This is a genomic window from Mesorhizobium sp. B2-3-10 (genome assembly GCF_006442275.1).
GTDB lineage: Bacteria > Pseudomonadota > Alphaproteobacteria > Rhizobiales > Rhizobiaceae > Mesorhizobium > Mesorhizobium australicum.
Window position 1 is genome coordinate 466,703 of sequence record NZ_VFVT01000001.1, and the last position, 18,536, is coordinate 485,238.

The window sequence follows — 18,536 nt, forward strand, 5'->3', positions numbered from 1 at the left end:
TTCGTCGAAATGCTCAGTGATGCCGAACAAGCCCTGCTCTCGCTGCTGCGCGCCAACGCGCGCGCCTCGACGGCCGAACTGGCGCGGCGGCTCGGCGTGTCGCGCACGACGGTGCAAAGCCGGATCGAGCGGCTGGAGCAGCGCGGCATCATCACCGGCTATGGCGTCCGGCTGGCGCCGGACTATGAGCAGGGGCTGGTCAGGGCGCATGTGCTGCTCACCGTCACGCCGAAGCTCGCCGACAAGGTGGTGCGCAGCCTGCAGGCGCTGCCGCCGGTCAGGACGCTGCACTCCGTCAGCGGCAATTTCGACATGATCGTCATCGTCGACGCGCCATCGATCCGCGACCTCGACACGCTGCTCGACCAGATCGGCGCCATGGAGGGGGTGGAGCGGACATCGTCGTCGATTATTTTGTCGACACGGATCGACAGGTGAATTGGATCCTCAATCTGGTATTTGCCAGCCCAGGCAATTTTGCCGGCTAACCCATCGCCAGGGGAAAGCTCACCACCACGGCCAGACCGGGCCGGCAGTCCTCGAGCGCAATGGTCGCGCCGTGCAGCTCGGCGATGGCACGGACAAGGCTGAGGCCGAGGCCGCTGCCGGGGGTCGAGCGGCTGTGGTCCAGCCGGTAGAGACGCTGGAACACTTTTTCGCGCTCGCCGGCGGGAATGCCGGGGCCATTGTCGGCGACGCCGGCAAGCACGCGGCCGTCCCGGCGCGTCACCGAGAGTTGGATGGATGTGCCGGGAGGCAATGGCGCAGCGCGTTCTCGACCAGATTGGCGAACATCTGCGTCAACAGCTCACGGTCGCCATGAATGCGGTCCGCCGTGTCGCTCAGTTCCTCTGACGACAGCACCTTCCCGTCGTCCTCGGCCACGTCGGCGTAGATATCGGCGATCGTCTCGAGGACCTCGCCGAGAGCGACATCGGTGAAGCGCGCCTTGCGCGCGCCGGCCTCGATCTGGGCGATGCGCAGCAGCGCGTCGAAGGTCTCGTTGATCTGGTGGCCCTCGGCGCGCGCGTCGGCCAGATCGTCGGAGACGTCCTGGCGCCGCGCGGCCTTGTCTGCGGCGCTCTCCAGGATCATCTGCAGGCGGTTGAGCGGCGTCTTCAAATCATGCGCGATGTCGGCGCTGACCTGCTTCATGCCTTCGACCAGCGCCGACAGCCGGTCGAGGGCGGCGTTGATCTGGCTGGAGACGATGTCGATGTCGTCGTCCTTGCCGGTCAGCGGGATGCGGGTGTCGAGGCGGCCATGCGAAACGTCGACCATCGTGGCGGCAATGCCGTCGAGACGGCGCTGGACGCGCGAGGCGAGCAGGGCGCCGCCGGCGACGGCCAGGCCGGTGATGATCAGCGTCGCCCAGCCGAAGCTCATCAGCATGATCGTTTCCAGCTCCTCGGTCTCGGAGAGGCTGAAGGCGATGGTCAGCGTGTTGGCGCCGACCGGGCCGGAATAGGCGCGGTATTCGGTGTCCGGCGGCAGGCCCGGCATTTCGGCGCCGAACATCGAGAAACCATCGGGAAGCCCCGCCGCGGTGAAGTTGCCCGCAATACGGTTGCCGGCGGCGTCGGTCAGCGAAAAGAGCTGCTCCTTCCCAGGGCTGCGCGCGGAGTGGTTTTCGACGGTCTCCACCAACTCCCTGAGATCCTTGTCGGCATAGGTCGCGGCGATGACGGCATAGGTCTCGCTGATGGTGTCGTCGAGCTGCTCGGCAAGGTCGGCGCTCATCATCTGGTAGACGATGGCGCCCGCCAGCACGAAGGCCAGCATGAACAGGAAGGCGAACGTCAGGGCAAGCCGGAATGGCGTGCTGCGCAGCAGGCGGGTCCGGGTCACGGTCATCGGAAAGTCGCCGTCATGGGAAGTTCGCGGTCATGGGAAGGTCGCGATCACTGGGAGAGCGGCGCGTGCAGGCTGTAGCCGGTGTTGCGGATGGTGTGGATGAGCTGGGTACCGAACGGCTTGTCGACCTTGGTCCGCAAGCGGCTGATATGGGTTTCGACGACGCTGGTCTTGGGGTCGAAGTGGAAATCCCAGACCCGCTCCAGCAGCATGGTGCGGGTGATGACGCGGCCCTCGCCGCGCATCAGCACCTCGAGCAGGCTGAACTCCCTCGGCTGCAGGTCGATCGGCTGGCCCTGCCTGACGACGCGCCGCATGATCAGGTCCATTTCGAGGTCGGCGACCCGCAGAACGGTCTTCTGCTCCTGCGCGGCCGGCCGCCGGCCGAGCGCGTTGATGCGGGCAAGCAGCTCGGAAAAGGCGAAGGGCTTGACCAGATAGTCGTCGCCGCCGGCCTCGAGCCCCTCGACGCGGTCGTCGATGCCGCCGACGGAGGTGAGGAAGATCGCCGGCGTGCGCACGCCGGCGGCGCGGACGGCCTTGACCATAGACAGGCCGTCGAGGCCCGGGATCATCCGATCGGCGACGATCACGTCGTAGCCGCCGCCGGTGGCGGCGAAAAGCCCGTCATGGCCATTGCGCAGGAGGTCGCAGACATGGCCGGCCTCGGTCAGGCCGCGCACGATATAGTCCGCCGTCCTGTGGTCGTCCTCGACGAGAAGTAGCCGCATCGCTGTTCCCTGGCTGCCGGTATCCGGGACAGGCTATCACCGGCCTGCTCCCGTTCCTAGGATGGTCGCCAACCGGCCACGCCTGCGGCACCCGCCTGCGGCTCACTCCGAATCCAGCAGGATGTCGTCCATCTCATCGGCATTATTCCTGAGCGTCATGTAGAGAACGAGCGCAATGATGCAGCCGAGGAAGATCAGGCTGGTGTAGGTGGTGCCGAGACCGAGGCCGGCATATTCGGCTGGCTGCGACAGCCAATCGCCGAAGGAGGCACCCAGCGGACGCGTCAGTATATAGGCGAGCCAGAAGGCCAGGATGGCATCCAGATGGATGAGATACCAGGCGAGCGCGATGAGCGCGATGACGCCGCCGAACAGCAGGCCCGTGGTCAGATAGCCAATGTCGAAAGTTTCGGCGACCAGATCGCCGGCGGCGGTTCCCAGCGAGAAGGTGAAGAGAATCGCCAGCCAGTAGAAGATCTCGCGCCTGGTCGTGAAGATGGTGTGGATCGAAAGCGTCCGTTCGCTCGCGTACCAGACCGCGAATGTCGCCGCGAGCACAACGGAAAAGGCGATCGTCGTGGTCTGCAGGCGCACGCCGAAATTATCGACGAGGTTGTCGGTGATCAACGTGCCGACGACGCTGATCAGCACCACCGCCAGCCAGTAGGCCCACGGCACGTAGCGTTTGTGCGCGAACTGCAGAGCGAGGGCGACGACCAGCACGCCGGTCATGATCAGCGAGGTGACAGTCAAGCCGAGGCCGAGGTTGACGGCGAGATAGTCCGCCGCCGTCTCGCCCATGGTCACCGCCATCAGCTTGACCAGCCAGAAGTCGAGGGTGACGTCCGGCACCCTGTTTTGGCTCGGTGTGGGGTGTGTGTGGGGTGCGAGCATGGCTGATGTCCCGATGCCGATGGTTGCGCCGGCGGCGGAAGCGATCCGGCATTCGGATGATAGGCAAGCGACTTCTCACCAGCCTGTCCGGCGCCATACAAATTCGTAAGGATGGCGGTGGCTGGCTCAAAAGGCCTTTACGAATGCCTCGCGATGCGCTGATAGAGGATGAACGCCTTGTATCCGCCATCAATGGCGTGCCCCAGTGGCCGGGCCTGCACTAGAGTGCCCAGGAAAACGCGAAAATGACCTACGCTTCCCTCAAGCCGGTTTCACAGGCTTTCGACCAGCGCAAGCGGCTGATATTCATCCGGGTCGCGGCGGTGCTGGCGGTGCTGCTGCTGTTCCTGACCAAACCGGCGCTCAGCGAAGGCTCGAACGGCCACGAAACGCTCGAATTCCTCGGCTTCTGCCTGGTGCTCGGCTGCGTCGCCGGCCGGCTGTGGAGCATCCTCTATGTCGGCGGCAAGAAGAATGAAGAGCTGGTCTCGACGGGACCATTCTCGATGAGCCAGAACCCGCTCTACTTCTTCTCGACGGTCGGCGCGGTCGGCATCGGCCTGCTCTACGGCTCGCTGGTGGCCGCCGCCGCGCTTGGCGTCGCCAGCTTCCTGATCTTCCGTGTCACGGCGCGCAAGGAAGCCGAATATCTCCTGGGCAAGTTCGGTCCGGCCTACAGCGCCTACATCAAGGCGACGCCCAGGTTCTGGCCAAACCCGCTGCTCTACCACGACAATGACGAGCTGCGGTTCTCGACCCGGGCGCTGAGGCGCACCTTTTTCGACGGGCTCTATTTCCTCGCCATCTTCCCGGCCATCGAGCTGATCGAGTATTTCAGGGAGACAGGCGTGCTGTTCCCGGCCTTCATCACGCTGTACTGAGCAGCTCGCCTCGGGAATTGGCGCGGCTGATCGGCCATCGCGACTGTCGATGGCCATTCATGGAAATCGAAACTAGCTTCCCAGCGGATAAGGCATGTAGCCGACGAAGCCGGCTATCTTCCAGCTCGCGCCGACCTTTCGGCAGAAATACAGTGTCTGCCATTTCAGCTGGTCGACGCTGCCATCCGCCTTGGCGACGCTGCCGTCGAACTTCTTGTGCAGCACGGCGCGGTCGCCGTCGACATCGATGTCGCGCAGATTGGTGACGCGAAACAGCGCCTCGCGCAGCGGCTCGGCGAATTTGGTCGCCGCCGTTTCCTTGGCCTGGCGCAGCCATTCGTCGCGGTAGATCTCCAGCCGCGGGAATTGCAGCCGCCAGGCATCGGCATTGGCCAGGAAATGCGCATGCATGCCGAAGAAGCTTTCGGCGATGAAATCGTCCTCGACCATGGCCCAGTCCTGGCCGATGAAGGCGTCGATGTCGCGCCGCACCAGCATCTCCCACAGCGCGTGACGGTCGGCGTCGCCGGAAGGGAACGGGTTCTTGTCGAAAGTCATTCTCGGTTTCTCCGCTCTGGAAATGCGCCCGGCCCGTATGGCGTCGAGCCCGTTCCGGCAACGTGCACGATGCAAGCGCTTCTGTAATAAAGCAACACGGATTTCGAACAATGTTGCTTTCCAACAAGGGCCTCTATCGGGATTGCCGCGATCGCGGTAAACCTCGTCGCAAAGCGGGCGCCACCTCGGTGTCCGGCCATGTCATCGGAGGAGGCCGTCCCTTGCCCAAGCAGACTTTCGGAACATCCCACGTACCGCTGTCGCCCGCCGTGCGGGCCGGCGATTTCGTCTTTGTCTCGGGCCAGGTTCCCGTCGGCGGCGACGGCATCGTGGTCAAGGGCGGCATTACGGAGCAGACCGAGCAGGTGCTGGCCAATGTGAAGGCCGCGCTGACGCTCGCCGGCTGCACGATGGACGACGTGGTCAAGACCACCGTCTGGCTCGAGGACGCGCGCGACTTCGGCGCCTTCAACGCTGTCTATGCCAGGCATTTTCCGAAGAACCCGCCAGCCCGCACCACGGTCGAATCGCGGCTGATGATCGACATCAAGATCGAAGTCGAGGCCGTCGCCTACAGACCGGCCTGAGACGGCAATTCGAGCCAATCGGAGGTTTCAACAATGCAATTCGACCTCCTCGTGAAGGGCGGGCGGCTGATCGACCCGGCGGCCGGCATCGATGCGCCGCGCGATGTCGCCATCGCCAATGGCCGCGTCGCCGCGATCGACGCCGACATCCCCGCGACCAGCGCCGCCCAGGTGGTCGACGCCACGGGGTGCATCGTCGCGCCCGGCCTGGTCGACCTGCACAGCCACGTCTATTGGGGCGGCACTTCGCTCGGTGTCGACGCCGACAGGCTCGCCGCCAAGAGCGGCACCACCACCTTCATCGACGCCGGCAGCGCGGGCGCGGGCAATTTCCTGGGCTTCCGCCGCCATGTCATGGAGCGTTCGAAGGTGCGCATCCTGGCCTATGTCAACATTTCCTTTGCCGGCATTTTCGGCTTCTCGCAGACGGTGTCGGTCGGCGAATGCAGCGATCTCCGTCTCTGCGAGCCGCGCGAGGTGGTGGCGGCGGTGCGCGAGCACGCCGACGTCGTCGTCGGCGTCAAGGTTCGCTCCGGCAAGCATGCCGGCGGCACAAGCGGCATCGCGCCGGTCGACCTGGCGCTGGAGGCCGCCGACAAGGCCGGCCTGCCGCTGATGGCGCATATAGACGAGCCGCCGCCCGGCCGCTCCGAAGTGCTGCCGCGCCTGCGCCGGGGCGACATCCTCACCCACTGCTTCCGGCCCTTCCCCAATGCGCCGGTGTTCGCCTCCGGCACGGTGCGGCCCGACATGCGGCTGGCGCGCGAGCGCGGCGTCATCTTCGATCTCGGCCATGGCATGGGTTCGTTCGACTTCGAGGTCGCCCGCGCCATGCTGGCCGAAGGGTTGGCGCCCGACGTCATCTCGAGCGACGTGCACCTCTACTGCGTCGACGGGCCGGCCTTCGACATACTGGTCTGCATGTCGAAGCTGATGGCCCTCGGCATGCCGCTGGTCGAGGTTCTGCGTGCCGCGACGCAGGCGCCGGCGCGGGCGATCGCGCGGCCCGACCTCGGCACGCTGACGATCGGCACCGCCGGCGACGTGGCCGTGCTGCGGCAGCGGTCAGGCCGCTTCACCTTCGTCGACGCGGTCGGCGCCTCGCTGGTCGCCGACCAGCGGCTGGTGTCGGAAGGCATCGTCGTCGGCGGCATTTGGTGGCCGAACGAGGCGGTCGACGATGTCGGCGAGACCGAGCGCTTCGTGGCGCATGCCAATCATACCCATGTCGAGGTGGCGGCCAGGCATTTCGGACACCGGCAGGATTAACCGATATCGAGGAGGCTGCGCGATTGACGAGCGGCTTCCCCCACTCCGTCTCGGCTTCGCCGAGCCACCTCTCCCTCCTCTGGAGGGAGAGGAAGGGAGCCAAGGTCGGTGAACTTGCGCCTTTCCTCTCCCCCGTCGATCGGGGGAGAGGTGTCGAGCGAAGCTCGACGGAGTGGGGATCGACCTCTCACCGAAGCATGCTTCCGCCTTACCGCCCGGCGTTGCTGACCGCCCCATAAACCGGCGTCTCGATCCCTTCCATTCGCGCCTTGATCTGCAGCGCGACATATTTCGAATAGAAGCGCGACAGCGCGAGATTGCCGCCGTGGAACCACAGTGCTTCCTGCGCCGTCGGCTTCCACATATTGCGCAATTCGCCTTGCCAGGGGCCGGGGTCGCCCTTGACGCCGGAGCCGAGGCCCCAGCAGGGGCCGACCTTGTCGGCGACCTCGCGCGAGACCAGCGCCGCCACATTCTCGTTCATCGACTGGTAGCCGGTGCAGGCGACGATGGCGTCGGCCTCGAGCTCGCTGCCGTCCTCGAACAGGATGCCTTTCGCCGTCAGCGATTTTATCGCGACGCCGCTGCGGATGCCGACCTTGCCGTCGATGATCAGGTCCGAGGCGCCGACATCGATGTAGTAGCCGGAGCCGGTGCGGTAGGCCTTCATCAGCAGGCCGGTTTCGTCGTCGCCGAAATCGAGCGCGAAGCCGGAGGCGGCCAGACGCTCGTAGAATTCGGCGTCGCGCGCGCGGATGACGTCGTAGAGCGCGCGCTGGCCCTTGGGCACCAGCGCGAACGGCGTCGAGGCGACGATCATGTCGGCCTTCTCGGTGGTGATGCCGCGTGCCAGCGCGTCCTCGGAGAAGATCTCGAAGCCGACCTGCATCAGCGTGTCCGACTTGACCACCGTGGTCGGCGAGCGCTGGATCATGGTGACGTCGGCGCCGCTCTCCCAGAGATCGACGCAGACGTCGTGGCCGGAACTGGCCGCGCCGATGACGGCGACCTTCTTGCCGCGGAATTTCTCGCCGCTGGCATACTGGCTGGAGTGCAGCAGCTCGCCCTTGAACTGGTCGGAACCCGGCAGATCGATCTTGCGCGGCGGACCGTAGGCGCCGGTGGCGAAGACGATGTGCTTCGGCTTCAGCGTGATGCGCTGCCCGACGCGGTCGACCACCACGGTCCATTCTTTCTCCGCCTCGTCGTAGCTGGCGCTGAGGCACCTGGTGGCGACCCAGTAATTCAGCTCCATGACGCGCGTGTACATTTCCAGCCAGTCGCCCATCTTGTCCTTGGGCGTGAAGACGGGCCAGTTGTCGGGGAACGGTATGTAGGGCAGATGGTCGTACCAGACCGGATCGTGCAGCACGAGCGTGCGGTAGCGGTTGCGCCAGGAATCGCCCGGCCGTGCGTTCTTCTCGATGACGATGGTTGGCACGCCGAGCTGACGCAGCCGTGCGCCGAGCATGATGCCGCCCTGGCCGCCGCCGATGACCAGGCAATAGGGTTGCTCCGTTACGCCGAGCTCGCGCGCCTCACGCGCCCGCGCTTCCGACCAGGTCTCGCGTTCCGGGTCCGCCTTGTGGCGCACGCCCAGCGGCCGCGCCGCGCCCTTGCGCTCCTCGTATCCCTTCAAGTCGGTCATCGCAGTGAACAGGGTACGGCAGCGGCCATCGCGAAGCCGCATGATGCCTTGGCCCGTGGCCGCCGCCGTCTCGAAGGTGAACCAGGCCTCGATCGTGCCTTCATCCGAGGTCGCCTCGCCGGTGAGCTGCCACGCGGCAGGCTTCGTCGTCGCCAGCGTTGCTGTCAGCATGTCGGCGATGGCCTCGCGGCCTTCCATCGTGGTGACGTTCCAGGTGAAGGTCAGCAGGTCGCGCCAATAGCAATCGTCGACGAACAGGTTGCTTGCGGCCGGCACGTCGCCGGATTCAAGCGCGTGCGAAAAGGAGCCAAGCCATGCGGCCGCCTGTTTGGATGGTGACATTTCGAGCATTTCTTCCCTCTTGCATACGTCCGATCCGTGTATTGGGACGGCAACTGTCGAACTCGGCGCTGCCCCTCATCCGCCTGCCGGCACCTTCTCCTCGTATAGTGGGGCTCCTCGTATAGTGACGGGGAGAAGGGACTAGTCTCCCAGCGGCTCCATTTCCTTGCCCGTGCGGTGGATCTGGGCGTTGTATTTGATGCGGCGCACGGTCTCGCGGGCCGGGCCGTCGAGCTTGTAGGCCGACGCCACCGCCAGGAGGTCGATCATCGCCAGGAAGGCGAAGCGCGAGGCCGTCGGCTTCAGCGTGTCGGGATATTCGGGCACGGCGACCGTCAGCCTGACGTCGCAGGCGCGGGCGAGCTCGGTATCGGGCGCCGTCACGGCGATCGCGTTGGCGCGGTAGTGCTTGGCGAGTTCGACCGCCTCGATCACCTCGCGCGTGCGCCCGGTCGCCGAGATGGCGACCACCAGGTCGCCGGGCTTCAGCGTCGAGGCGGTCATGCGCATCAAATAGGGGTCGCACTGGGCGCTGATCGAGATGCCATAGCGAAACAGCCGGTACTGAGTTTCCTGCGCCAGCGCCGAAGAGCTGCCGCCGAGCCCGAACACGGTGACCTGGCGGGCCCGGGCGATCAGCTCGGCGGCCTTTTCCAGCTCACCCGGATCGAGCTGCCGTTCGGTTTCCTGCAGCGCCCGGCGCGCTTCGCCGAACACCGCGTTCCAGAACGGCATGGCGGCGTCGCCCTCCCTGGCCGGCGACGTGTCCAGGTAGAGCGCGCCGACGACGAGGCTCTGCGCCAGCTTCAGCTTGAAGTCGCGCACGCCCTCGCAGCCGATGGCGCGGCAGAACCGGGTCACCGTCGGTTCGCTGACGCCGGCGCGCTGGGCTAGCGCCGCGTTGGAGGCATCGACGGCATATTTGACATTTTCGAGCACGACATCGGCGACGCGGCGTTCGGCCGGGCGCAATTCGCCGTAGGAATCCTTGACCAGCGAGATGATGTCGGGAATGCGCCGGACGGGTTCGCCCCCGGTTCCCTCTTCGTCCGCGATCGGATGGCTGGCAGCTTTGGTCATGAAGGCGGTGTTCCCTAGCCCGTTTTCGACCTGACCTCTTATCATGTTTGCACGCTGTCGTTCCATGCGCAGGACGGCGCTGCAACCGATGCGTGCCGTCAAGGCATCCGCGTGTGCGCCTGCCAAATCATGTAGGAAAGCAACACGAATTTCAAGGCAAAGAATACCACGTCAATACAGATAGTTATGCCTAGCAGTCGGTTCTCGTCCCATGCTCGCCGCCGTCGACGCTTGACAGCAAAGTAGGATAGTTACACACTGATTTTTGACAGTCTGATGACCTTTGGATCATCACGCAATCTCCGAGGGGCGGATGAACGCGGGCGAGATAACAACGCCGAAGCTTGGCGTGCAGGCAGCGACCAAGATCTATCACACGGCGTCCGGCGACCTCTTGGCGCTGGACCGCTGCAGCCTCGACGTCAGAGCCAATGAAATCGTCTCGATCGTCGGCCCGTCCGGTTGCGGCAAGACCACGCTTTTGTGGTCGATGTCGGGGCTGCACGGCCTGACAAGCGGCGCGATCAAGCTCGACGGCAAAGAGATTTCCGGGCCGCATCCCGATATCGGCATCGTCTTCCAGGAAGCCAACCTCCTGCCCTGGCGCAATCTCGACGCCAACATCCGCTTCCCCTTCGAGATCAAGGGCGAAAAACCGGACCGCGCCTGGATCGCGCATCTGCTTAACCGCGTCGGCCTCGACGGTTTCGGCGGCAAATTCCCGCGCGAGCTTTCGGGCGGCATGCAGCAGCGCGCGGCGATCGTGCGGGCGCTGGCGCTGAAACCCTCGGTGCTTTTGATGGACGAGCCGTTCGGCGCGCTCGACAGTTTTACCCGCGAGGAGATGAACCGGCTGGTCGAGGAGATCTGGCTCGACACCAAGACCACCATCGTCTTCATCACCCACTCGATCGAGGAAGCGATTTTCCTCTCCGACCGCGTCGTGGTGCTGAGCGCGCGGCCGGGCCGCGTCGCCAAGGAATACCGCGTGCCGTTCCCGCGGCCGCGCTCGCTGGAGATCATGGCGACGAAGGAGGTGTTCGACCTCACCAACCGGATCAAGATGGACATTGTCGGAGAGCGCACCAGACCGAAGGCGCCGGAGCGCCCGAGCGCCGAGATCGTGAGGATCAGGCCGTGAGCGACGCCATTCCCGAATTTTCGAAGTCGAAATCAGGCGATGGGCAAGACGTCAGCCTGACCAACCTCTCGGCCTTCGCCAGCGGCCCCGGCATCAAGTCGGGCAAGGAGGTGGCGGCCATTCTCGCCGTCGCCGTCATCATCATCGGCGGCATCGAACTGGCGTTGCGGCTGTTCCATGTGCCGCTCTACATCATGCCGCCGCCGAGCTCGATCGCCTATGCGCTGTTCGACGAGTTTCCGCTGATCGCGCCGCATCTCGGCTATACGCTGGTCGAGCTGGTGTCCGGCTTTGCCATCGGCGCCGCCGTCGGTCTGGTGCTGGCCGCCGTCATCACCCAATTCCCGTTCGCGGAAAAGATCGTCGCGCCGTATATATTGCTGCTGGTCACCACGCCGATGCTGGCGCTGGTGCCGCTGCTCATCCTGCGTTTCGGTTTCGGCTACACGCCGCGCATCATAGCGGTGGCCCTGGCCGCCGGGCCGATGGTGATGATCAATGCCGCCACCGGCTTTCGTCGCGTCGACAGCGCCAAGATCGCGCTTGCGCGGTCCTATGGCGCCAGCACCTTGCAGATCTTCTGGAAGATCCGCGCGCCGATGGCGCTGCCGATGATCCTGGTCGGGCTGATGATCGGCGCCATCTTCGGCCTGCTCACCGCCGTCGGCGCCGAGATGGTCGGCGGTGGCTTCGGCCTCGGCAACCGGCTCACCACCTATTCGTCGATGATCCAGATGCCGCAATTCTTCGCCGTGGTGCTGATCCTGTCGATGCTCGGCATCCTGATCTACGTGCTGTTCTTCCTCATCGGCAAGAAATGGGCGAGCTGGGAGGCTTGACGCAGAAGCAATGACCACGCCCGGGAGGCGGGCGGCAAGGCAGACTGACATCAAACAAAAAAGGGGAATGCCATGACCAAAGACAATTTCATCCAGCAGGCGGGGATGAGCCGCCGCATCTTCCTGCAGGTCACCGGCGCCGGGCTGGTGACGGCGACTGCGCTCGGCGCCACCGGCCTCAGGGCGAGGGCCGAGGCCTATGGAAAATTCACCTGGATCTCGCCGCGCGGCACGCTCGAAGTGCTCGACGACTACCCCTACTGGGCGGCCAAGAAGGCCGGCTATTTCGACGGGCTGGACACCGACATGCAGCCGGGACCGTCCGACGGCACGGCGACGGTGAAGTTCGTCGATGTCGGCCAGGCCGATATGGGCTTTCCCTCGCCCGGCGTGTTCTCCTTCGCCATCCAGAACGGCATGAAGCTGAAGTCGGTGTTCCATATGGGCGCGCGCGACACGTTCAGCATCGCTTTCCGCAAGGGCGAGGGCTCGAACGACCTGAAGAAGCTCGAAGGCAAGACCATCCTGCTTGGTTCCGCAGCCTGGCAGTCGATCACCGATCCGCTGCTTGCCGCGCAAGGCGTCGACATCAAGAAGGTCAAATATGTCGAGGCCGGCTGGCCGACCTGGGGCACCGCGCTTGCCGGCGGCCAAGGCGACGCGGCGCTGTCATGGGAAGGGCTGCGCGCCGAATGGATCGCCAAGGGTCTCGACTTCGAATACTGGCTCGGCGTGAAGAACTCGAAGCTGCCGGCCAACACCTTCGTCGTGCGCGCAGCCGATCTCGAGGATCCCGACAAGAAGGCGTTCCTGGAAAAATACCTGCGCGGCTGGGCGATGGGCCTTGAGTTCGGCTATCAAAATCCGCGCGCGGCGGTCGAAGCGGTGTTCGAGCAGTTCCCGACGCTGGCCAAGAACCTCGGACCGGAGCTCGGCACCACCTCGATCCTGCAGCAGATCAACGTCTTCCGCGGCGACATGGACAAGCGCGGCGGCTGGGGGTCGCACGACATGGCGAGCTGGCAGGGCTTCTTCGACGAGATCCACAAGATCGGCCAGATCACCAACCCGGTGAAGGCCGAGGATGTCTGCAGCAACGACCTGATCCCGGCCGCCAACGACTTCGACAAGGCCAAGGTCAAGGCCGACGCAGACGGCGTCAAACTGTCGGAAGACTTTGCCGCGCTCGATGTCGAGAAGATCAAGGCGCACCTGTTCGATTCGGCGGTGAAGTAGAAGCGCGCAAGCGAAGGCCATGACGACGCCACTCCTCATTGCCCTGCCTTGGCTCCTTTCCTCTCCCTCCGGAGGGGGGAGAGGTGGCGCCGCGAAGCGGCGACGGAGTGGGGGAAGGCGGTCGCTAAACGCGCAGTCGCTGCGGGACAGGCACAATCTGGCGAAGTAACCTCAGGCGGGCGGCGAAGGTCGACCCCCACTCCGTCGAGCTTCGCTCGACACCTCTCCCCCGATCGACGGGGGAGAGGAAAGGGCCGGGCAACGAGCGGCGGCGCTGACCTGAGGTGATTGTCCGGATAAACACGCGGCAACCGGTCGCCGCGCACAATTCAATCCAGAACCTGGGAGATAACGGTGGCCGACAAGGTGAAAGTACTGGTGGTGGGTCTCGGCAATATGGGTGCGTCGCACGCCAGTGCCTATCATCGCTCGGAGGGGTTTGAGATCGTCGGCATCATGAGCCGCTCGATCAAGAGCAACACGAAAATCCCGGCCGAACTCGCCGGTTATCCGCTCTACGAGGATTTCGACCTGGCGCTGAGGGAGACCAGGCCGGATGCGGTCTCGATCAACAGCTGGCCGAACACCCATGCCGAATACGCGCTGAAGGCGATCGCGGCGAACTGCCACGTGTTCATGGAAAAGCCTTTGGCCACCAACATCGAGGACGCCGAAAAGGTGGTGGCGGCCGCGCGGGCGAAAAACCGCAAGCTGGTGCTCGGCTACATCCTGCGCGTCCACCCCTCCTGGATCAAGTTCATCGAGGTTGGCAAGACGCTGGGCAAGCCGCTGGTCATGCGGCTCAACCTCAACCAGCAAAGCAGCGGCAGCGCCTGGCACTGGCACAAGAACCTGATCGATTCGCTGATCCCGATCGTCGATTGCGGCGTGCATTATGTCGACGTCATGTGCCAGCTGACCGGCGCCAAGCCGGTGCGCGTGCATGGCATCGGCGCCAAACTATGGGCCGAGGCCGACAAGCAGAATTACGGCCACTTGCATGTCACCTTCGATGACGGCTCGGTCGGCTGGTACGAGGCCGGCTGGGGTCCGATGATGAGCGAGACGGCCTATTTCGTGAAGGATGTCGTCGGCCCGAAAGGCGCGGTCTCGATCGTCGCCGGCCAGCAGGCGAGCAGCGCGGCCGAGTTGGCCGAAGTGTCGAACTCCGCCGACATCGACCGCCACACCAAGACCGACGCGCTGAAGATCCATTACGCGGCCGTCGACGGCGACAAGAATTTCAAAAAGCCCGACGAGATCGTCAGCATGGAGGACGAGCCCGGCCACCAGGAACTTTGCGACCGCGAGCAGGCGTTCTTCCTGCGCGCCATAAGCGAGGACCTCGATCTGACCGAGCAGATGGACGCGGCGGTCAACAGCCTGCGCATCGTGCTCGCGGCCGAACAGAGCATAGAGCTGGGACGGACGGTCGAGCTGGCCTGATGCTATCCGGCTGTTGGCGCTGGAGGCGGCACCGGCAGCGCAGGAGTTTCATCCTTCTCCCCGTCACTATACGGGGAGAAGGTGCCGGCAGGCGGATGAGGGGCGGCGCCTACATTTGTAATTAGCCGGTAGCGACAGCTCGCGCATTCCTATGCGCGGTGTCGAGGCAATGCAAATTTGGGAGAGAGACATGGTCACCGACAGTCTTTTGAAAACCTATGCCGAGTCCGACGCGCTTGGCCTCGCCGCGCTGGTCCGCGGCGGCCAGGTTTCGCCGGCGGAACTGGTCGAGGCGGCGATCACGCTGGTCGAACGGTTGAATCCGTCGCTCAACGCGGTCATCCATCGCCTCTATGACATGGCGCGCGCGCAGGCCGCGACGGTCGACAGATCGGCACCCTTTGCCGGCGTACCATTCCTGCTCAAGGAACTGGCCTCGTCCTGGACGGGTGCGCCCAACACCAATTCCTGCTTCTACCTCAGAGATGTCGTCGCCGATTTCGACACCGAAGTCGTTCGCCGCATGAAGGCGGCGGGACTGGTGCTGGTCGGCAAGTCGAACGCGCCCGAAAACGGCTGGTCGATCACGACGGAACCAAAACTTTACGGCACGACGAAAAACCCGTGGAAGGAAGGCATCACGCCGGGCGGCTCGAGCGGCGGCGCGGCCTCGGCTGTCGCCTCGCGCATGGTGCCGATCGCGGAGGCCAGCGACGGCGCCGGCTCGATCCGCATTCCCGCCTCCTGCTGCGGGATCGTGGGCCTGAAACCGTCGCGCGGCCGCGTCAGCCTGGCGCCGTTCGGCGACTATTGGTATGGCGGTGCCTACTTCCTCTGCTGCTCGCGCACGGTGCGCGACACGGCGGCCTATCTCGATGCGGTGGCCGGCGCGCTGCCCGGCGAGCCCTATACGCCGCCGGTGCCGGATGCCTCCTGGCTCAGCCTGTCGGCGCGTGCGCCGAAAAACCTGCGCATCGGTTTCACCGTCACGCCGCCCAACGGCACCGCCATCGATCCGGAGGTGAAGGCGGCGGCGCTGGCGACCGTGGCCGCATTCGAGCGGTTGGGGCATCATGTCGAGGAGCACGACATGCCGCTTGATGCCGACGGCGTATGGGCGACCTACACCAACATGACCTGCGTGCAGACGGCGGCGACCTTCGACTCCCTGGAAACGGTGATCGGCCGGCCGGTAACGTCAGCGGATGTCGAGGCGGTGACCTGGGCGATCATCGAGCGCGGCCGCGCCACCAGCGGGGTCAGGCACATCTCCGATGTCGAGCAGCTCCGGCAGGTCGGCCGCGATATTGTCGGCGACCTCAAGGCCTATGATCTCTTCGTCACGCCGACCTTGACGCAACTGCCGCGGCCGTTCGGCTATTACGACATGTCGGAGACCGACATCGACCGCTACAACGCCAAATGGACGGATGCCGTCTTTGCCTTCCCCTTCAACATCTCCGGCCAGCCGGCGATCTCGCTGCCGCTCGGCTGGTCGCAGGGCGGCGTGCCGGTCGGCGTGCAGCTGGTCGGCCGCTACGGCGACGAGGCGACGGTGCTGGCGGCGTCGGCACAGCTGGAACAGGAAATGCCATGGAGGGACAGGCGGCCGCCGGTGAGCGCTTAGTGACCTGTACGGAGGTTTGATCGCTGGACGGCAAAACCTTTCCCGTCGTCATCCTGGGGCGTAGCAAGGAGCGCAGCGACGCAGCGCAGACCCCAGGATCCATGCCGCGACATCAAAGCGTTCCCGGCGGTCCAAAATTCTGCTCCGCTGCACCCCACGGAAAGGTCACGGCATGGATCCTCGGGTCTCCGCGACGGAGCTTCGCTCCTGCTTCGCCCGTGGATGACGAAGGTGGAGGGACCTCAGCCAATTTCCGGAGGTGCAGATCTCAAGCCTCCTACTACCCAATCACCTCCAGCCGCCGCGGCAGCCGGTTCATCGCGACCGGCCCATCCGGCGTGATCAGGAACTGGTCCTCGAGGTTGAAGCTGGCGAGGCCGTCGATGTAGAGCGGGATTTCGAAGGCCAGCACCATGCCGGCCTCGATCACGACCTCGCTGCCGGCCGATATGAACGGCCATTGCTCGGAAAAGACCGACTGCCCGACGCCGTGGCCGAAGTGGCCGCGGCGGTAGGAGCGCAGGCCTTGGCGCGCCAGGCTGTCGGTGGCGACGCGGTGGACATGGGCAAGCGTGTTCCCGGGAACAAGCTCGGCCAGCCCATCGTCGAAGGCGCGCTCGGCAATGGCGTGCAGTTCGGCCTGATCAGCCGAAGGCGGGCCGAAGGTGAAGTTGCGCGACATGTCGGAGGCGTAGCCACCGACCGTACAGACCATGTCGCATTTCAGCGGATCGCCCGCCACGGCCCTGGCGTCGGCGCCCTTGGCCCGGGCGCCCAGCGTCACATATTCGGCCGTGATGACCGGGTGGGACAAGCCGGCCGCCGCCGTGGCTACGCCCTGCCGGTAGAGCGCGACGAGATCGCTCTGGCGCATGCCGGCCATGGCATCGACCTGCAGCCGCTCCAGGCCGGCTTCCGACAGGATGATGCCTTGCCGCAGCAGGTCGATCTCGCGCTGCGACTTGAGCGCGCGCAGCCGGTCCAGCACAAGCGAGCCGTCCACAACAGGGCTATCCGGCAGCAGCGCCTGGATGGCGGCAAAATCGGCGGCGGGAATGAAGTCGAGGTCGACGCCGAGCGTGGCGCGCTCCAGCCCGAAATCGGCGAGGATTGCCTGCAGCTGTCGCACCGAGCCGGCGAGGTCGAAGGTGGCGGGACGCGCGAAATCCGGCGCGCGGCCGGGCAAAGCCTGGCCAGCCTCGATACGCTCCGCCAGGGGCAGCCCGGCAGGCCCTGTCTCGACCGGCGCTGCTTCGATCCAGATCGGGTGCGAGCGCACGACCATCTCGGGCGCGGCGGTCCGCAGTTGCGTGGCATTGAAGTCGGCGACCACGACGCCGATCGGCAGGTCCTGCCTGGCCGGGACGACGACGAAGCCGGCGCCGGCGCGCCGGAACAGTCCGGCCGGACCGATCGAAGCGCCGGTCGCATAATGGAAGGCCTCGGGCGCTGAGAGCACCAGCGCGGCGATGCCGGCGCGTTGCATCAACTGCGTGGCGCGCTGCCGGTCGACAAAACCCGTCATGTGTTTCTCCGGATGTCCGAAGCGACAACGGAGCATCGCTGGTGCGGACAATCAAGACGGTTGCTCGTATTGACGCACTGATACCTTGAGTGCGGAGCGGAGACGCCCACGACTTCGTCATCCTAGAGCGGAGCAAGGAGCGCAGCGACGCAGCGCAGACCCTAGGATCCACGGTCCAGATTCTGCTCCGCTGCACCCGCCAGCACGGTCGCGGCATGGATCCTCGGGTCTCCGCGACGCCGCGCCGCGGCTGCTCCGCCCGTGGATGACGAAGGGATAGGATGTCGGCCGCGGTTGCCGGCGAACCCGCTACTTGATCGATTCCAGCTTGGTCAGGGCGGCGGTGAAGCCGGCCAGCGACACCGGGATGGTGACCGGCTTGCGGGTGACGGACTCCATGCCGATGTTCAGATTGGTTCCCGACTTCATCGCCTTGACGAGGTCCGGCGGCAGCGGCGTGGCGGCATAGGCGCCGTTCTGGTCGCTGGTCTGGATGGCGATGGTCGTCTTCTGTCCCTGGTCGATCTGGTAGCTGGCGCCGGACGGCAGGAAGAGGCCGTGCGGCAAGGCGAGCAGCATGGCGAGACTGCCATTGGCATTGTCGCGGCGCACTGTCACGGTAAGCACGCGCTGTCCTGTCTTCGCCTCGGTCAGGTTTTGAGACACCTGGCATTGAAGTTCGGAGCTCGCCGAGCCGCTGGAGCAGTTGACCGCCCAGGGATTGGCGTCGGCCGGCTTTGACTGGGCCGGTTGGGGCTTGGCGGCTTCCTCGGCAAGTGCGGGTCCGGCGCCCGACAGGATGAGCCACAGGGCACCAATACCTGCGGCCAAGCTCAAAGTATTAGCTACAGCTAAAACAACTCTCATGTTCTTTTAGG

General features: G+C 65.2%; 16 protein-coding genes and 1 pseudogene. 9 read left to right on the forward strand and 8 right to left on the reverse strand.

Annotated features, from left to right (window positions below; translation table 11 throughout):
- The first annotated feature begins 9 nt into the window (after positions 1-9).
- A complete protein-coding gene (locus FJ943_RS02385) occupies positions 10-438 on the forward strand; it encodes an Lrp/AsnC family transcriptional regulator (RefSeq protein WP_140719599.1) in 429 nt (142 codons plus the stop codon).
- Positions 439-484: 46 nt separating this feature from the next.
- Here the strand turns inward: FJ943_RS02385 and FJ943_RS02390 are convergent.
- From FJ943_RS02390 to FJ943_RS02400, 3 genes and pseudogenes are all read right to left on the reverse strand, one after another.
- A pseudogene (locus tag FJ943_RS02390) lies at positions 485-1,854 on the reverse strand (ATP-binding protein).
- A gap of 47 nt (positions 1,855-1,901) precedes the next feature.
- The gene (locus FJ943_RS02395) at positions 1,902-2,585 is read right to left on the reverse strand and encodes a winged helix-turn-helix domain-containing protein (protein WP_140660379.1); all 684 of its coding nucleotides are present in this window, start codon (positions 2,583-2,585) and stop codon (positions 1,902-1,904) included.
- A gap of 102 nt (positions 2,586-2,687) precedes the next feature.
- Complete coding sequence (locus FJ943_RS02400; protein ID WP_140719600.1) at positions 2,688-3,479, reverse strand: hypothetical protein; 792 nt, start codon at positions 3,477-3,479, stop codon at positions 2,688-2,690.
- A 245-nt stretch (positions 3,480-3,724) separates the two neighbouring features.
- Between FJ943_RS02400 and FJ943_RS02405 the strand changes: the two genes are divergently transcribed.
- On the forward strand, positions 3,725-4,360 hold the full coding sequence (locus tag FJ943_RS02405) for an isoprenylcysteine carboxylmethyltransferase family protein (protein WP_140719602.1): 636 nt from the start codon (positions 3,725-3,727) through the stop codon (positions 4,358-4,360).
- 72 nt (positions 4,361-4,432) lie between these two features.
- On the opposite strand, the gene FJ943_RS02410 is transcribed toward FJ943_RS02405, so the two are convergent.
- Positions 4,433-4,918, reverse strand: a complete 486-nt coding sequence (locus FJ943_RS02410) for a hypothetical protein (protein ID WP_140719604.1) — start codon at positions 4,916-4,918, stop codon at positions 4,433-4,435.
- A gap of 221 nt (positions 4,919-5,139) precedes the next feature.
- Here FJ943_RS02410 and FJ943_RS02415 point away from each other — a divergent pair, with 221 nt between their 5' ends.
- Positions 5,140-5,505, forward strand: coding sequence for a RidA family protein (locus tag FJ943_RS02415; protein ID WP_140719606.1), 366 nt, complete (start codon positions 5,140-5,142; stop codon positions 5,503-5,505).
- A 33-nt stretch (positions 5,506-5,538) separates the two neighbouring features.
- Positions 5,539-6,774 (forward strand): amidohydrolase/deacetylase family metallohydrolase, encoded by a 1,236-nt coding sequence (locus tag FJ943_RS02420; protein WP_140719608.1) that lies wholly within the window; start codon positions 5,539-5,541, stop codon positions 6,772-6,774.
- Positions 6,775-6,982: 208 nt separating this feature from the next.
- Here the strand turns inward: FJ943_RS02420 and FJ943_RS02430 are convergent, their stop codons facing one another.
- On the reverse strand, positions 6,983-8,773 hold the full coding sequence (locus FJ943_RS02430) for an NAD(P)/FAD-dependent oxidoreductase (RefSeq protein ID WP_140719610.1): 1,791 nt from the start codon (positions 8,771-8,773) through the stop codon (positions 6,983-6,985).
- Positions 8,774-8,905: 132 nt separating this feature from the next.
- Positions 8,906-9,844, reverse strand: coding sequence for a MurR/RpiR family transcriptional regulator (locus FJ943_RS02435; RefSeq protein WP_140719612.1), 939 nt, complete (start codon positions 9,842-9,844; stop codon positions 8,906-8,908).
- A 313-nt stretch (positions 9,845-10,157) separates the two neighbouring features.
- Between FJ943_RS02435 and FJ943_RS02440 the strand changes: the two genes are divergently transcribed.
- The 5 genes from FJ943_RS02440 to FJ943_RS02465 all read left to right on the forward strand — a co-directional run bounded on the left by FJ943_RS02440 (position 10,158) and on the right by FJ943_RS02465 (position 16,133).
- A complete protein-coding gene (locus tag FJ943_RS02440) occupies positions 10,158-10,985 on the forward strand; it encodes an ABC transporter ATP-binding protein (RefSeq protein WP_140618202.1) in 828 nt (275 codons plus the stop codon).
- The gene (locus tag FJ943_RS02445; RefSeq protein ID WP_140618204.1) at positions 10,982-11,824 is read left to right on the forward strand and encodes an ABC transporter permease; all 843 of its coding nucleotides are present in this window, start codon (positions 10,982-10,984) and stop codon (positions 11,822-11,824) included. Before FJ943_RS02440 ends, FJ943_RS02445 begins: the two co-directional genes overlap by 4 nt.
- 72 nt (positions 11,825-11,896) lie before the next feature.
- Positions 11,897-13,060 carry an ABC transporter substrate-binding protein gene (locus FJ943_RS02450; protein ID WP_140719613.1) on the forward strand — a complete coding sequence of 388 codons (1,164 nt, stop codon included), beginning with the start codon at positions 11,897-11,899 and terminating at the stop codon, positions 13,058-13,060.
- Positions 13,061-13,414: 354 nt separating this feature from the next.
- Positions 13,415-14,506 carry a Gfo/Idh/MocA family oxidoreductase gene (locus tag FJ943_RS02460; RefSeq protein ID WP_015314837.1) on the forward strand — a complete coding sequence of 364 codons (1,092 nt, stop codon included), beginning with the start codon at positions 13,415-13,417 and terminating at the stop codon, positions 14,504-14,506.
- Between the two features lie 190 nt (positions 14,507-14,696).
- On the forward strand, positions 14,697-16,133 hold the full coding sequence (locus FJ943_RS02465; RefSeq protein WP_140719615.1) for an amidase: 1,437 nt from the start codon (positions 14,697-14,699) through the stop codon (positions 16,131-16,133).
- Between the two features lie 280 nt (positions 16,134-16,413).
- Here FJ943_RS02465 and FJ943_RS02470 read toward each other — a convergent pair whose 3' ends face one another.
- Positions 16,414-17,658 carry a Xaa-Pro peptidase family protein gene (locus tag FJ943_RS02470; RefSeq protein ID WP_140712155.1) on the reverse strand — a complete coding sequence of 415 codons (1,245 nt, stop codon included), beginning with the start codon at positions 17,656-17,658 and terminating at the stop codon, positions 16,414-16,416.
- A 309-nt stretch (positions 17,659-17,967) separates the two neighbouring features.
- Positions 17,968-18,495, reverse strand: coding sequence for an invasion associated locus B family protein (locus FJ943_RS02480; protein WP_246671814.1), 528 nt, complete (start codon positions 18,493-18,495; stop codon positions 17,968-17,970).
- Positions 18,496-18,536: the final 41 nt, after the last annotated feature.

What these genes read in the sequence shown, in the direction of transcription:
- FJ943_RS02420 (WP_140719608.1), top strand. Translation starts at nt 5,539, where the DNA reads ATGCAATTCGACCTCCTCGTGAAGGGCGGGCGGCTGATCGACCCGGCG.
- FJ943_RS02410 (WP_140719604.1), bottom strand. Translation starts at nt 4,918, where the DNA reads ATGACTTTCGACAAGAACCCGTTCCCTTCCGGCGACGCCGACCGTCAC.
- FJ943_RS02470 (WP_140712155.1), bottom strand. Translation starts at nt 17,658, where the DNA reads ATGACGGGTTTTGTCGACCGGCAGCGCGCCACGCAGTTGATGCAACGC.
- FJ943_RS02450 (WP_140719613.1), top strand. Translation starts at nt 11,897, where the DNA reads ATGACCAAAGACAATTTCATCCAGCAGGCGGGGATGAGCCGCCGCATC.
- FJ943_RS02405 (WP_140719602.1), top strand. Translation starts at nt 3,725, where the DNA reads ATGACCTACGCTTCCCTCAAGCCGGTTTCACAGGCTTTCGACCAGCGC.
- FJ943_RS02395 (WP_140660379.1), bottom strand. Translation starts at nt 2,585, where the DNA reads ATGCGGCTACTTCTCGTCGAGGACGACCACAGGACGGCGGACTATATC.
- FJ943_RS02465 (WP_140719615.1), top strand. Translation starts at nt 14,697, where the DNA reads ATGGTCACCGACAGTCTTTTGAAAACCTATGCCGAGTCCGACGCGCTT.
- FJ943_RS02435 (WP_140719612.1), bottom strand. Translation starts at nt 9,844, where the DNA reads ATGACCAAAGCTGCCAGCCATCCGATCGCGGACGAAGAGGGAACCGGG.
- FJ943_RS02400 (WP_140719600.1), bottom strand. Translation starts at nt 3,479, where the DNA reads ATGCTCGCACCCCACACACACCCCACACCGAGCCAAAACAGGGTGCCG.
- FJ943_RS02385 (WP_140719599.1), top strand. Translation starts at nt 10, where the DNA reads ATGCTCAGTGATGCCGAACAAGCCCTGCTCTCGCTGCTGCGCGCCAAC.
- FJ943_RS02440 (WP_140618202.1), top strand. Translation starts at nt 10,158, where the DNA reads ATGAACGCGGGCGAGATAACAACGCCGAAGCTTGGCGTGCAGGCAGCG.
- FJ943_RS02430 (WP_140719610.1), bottom strand. Translation starts at nt 8,773, where the DNA reads ATGCTCGAAATGTCACCATCCAAACAGGCGGCCGCATGGCTTGGCTCC.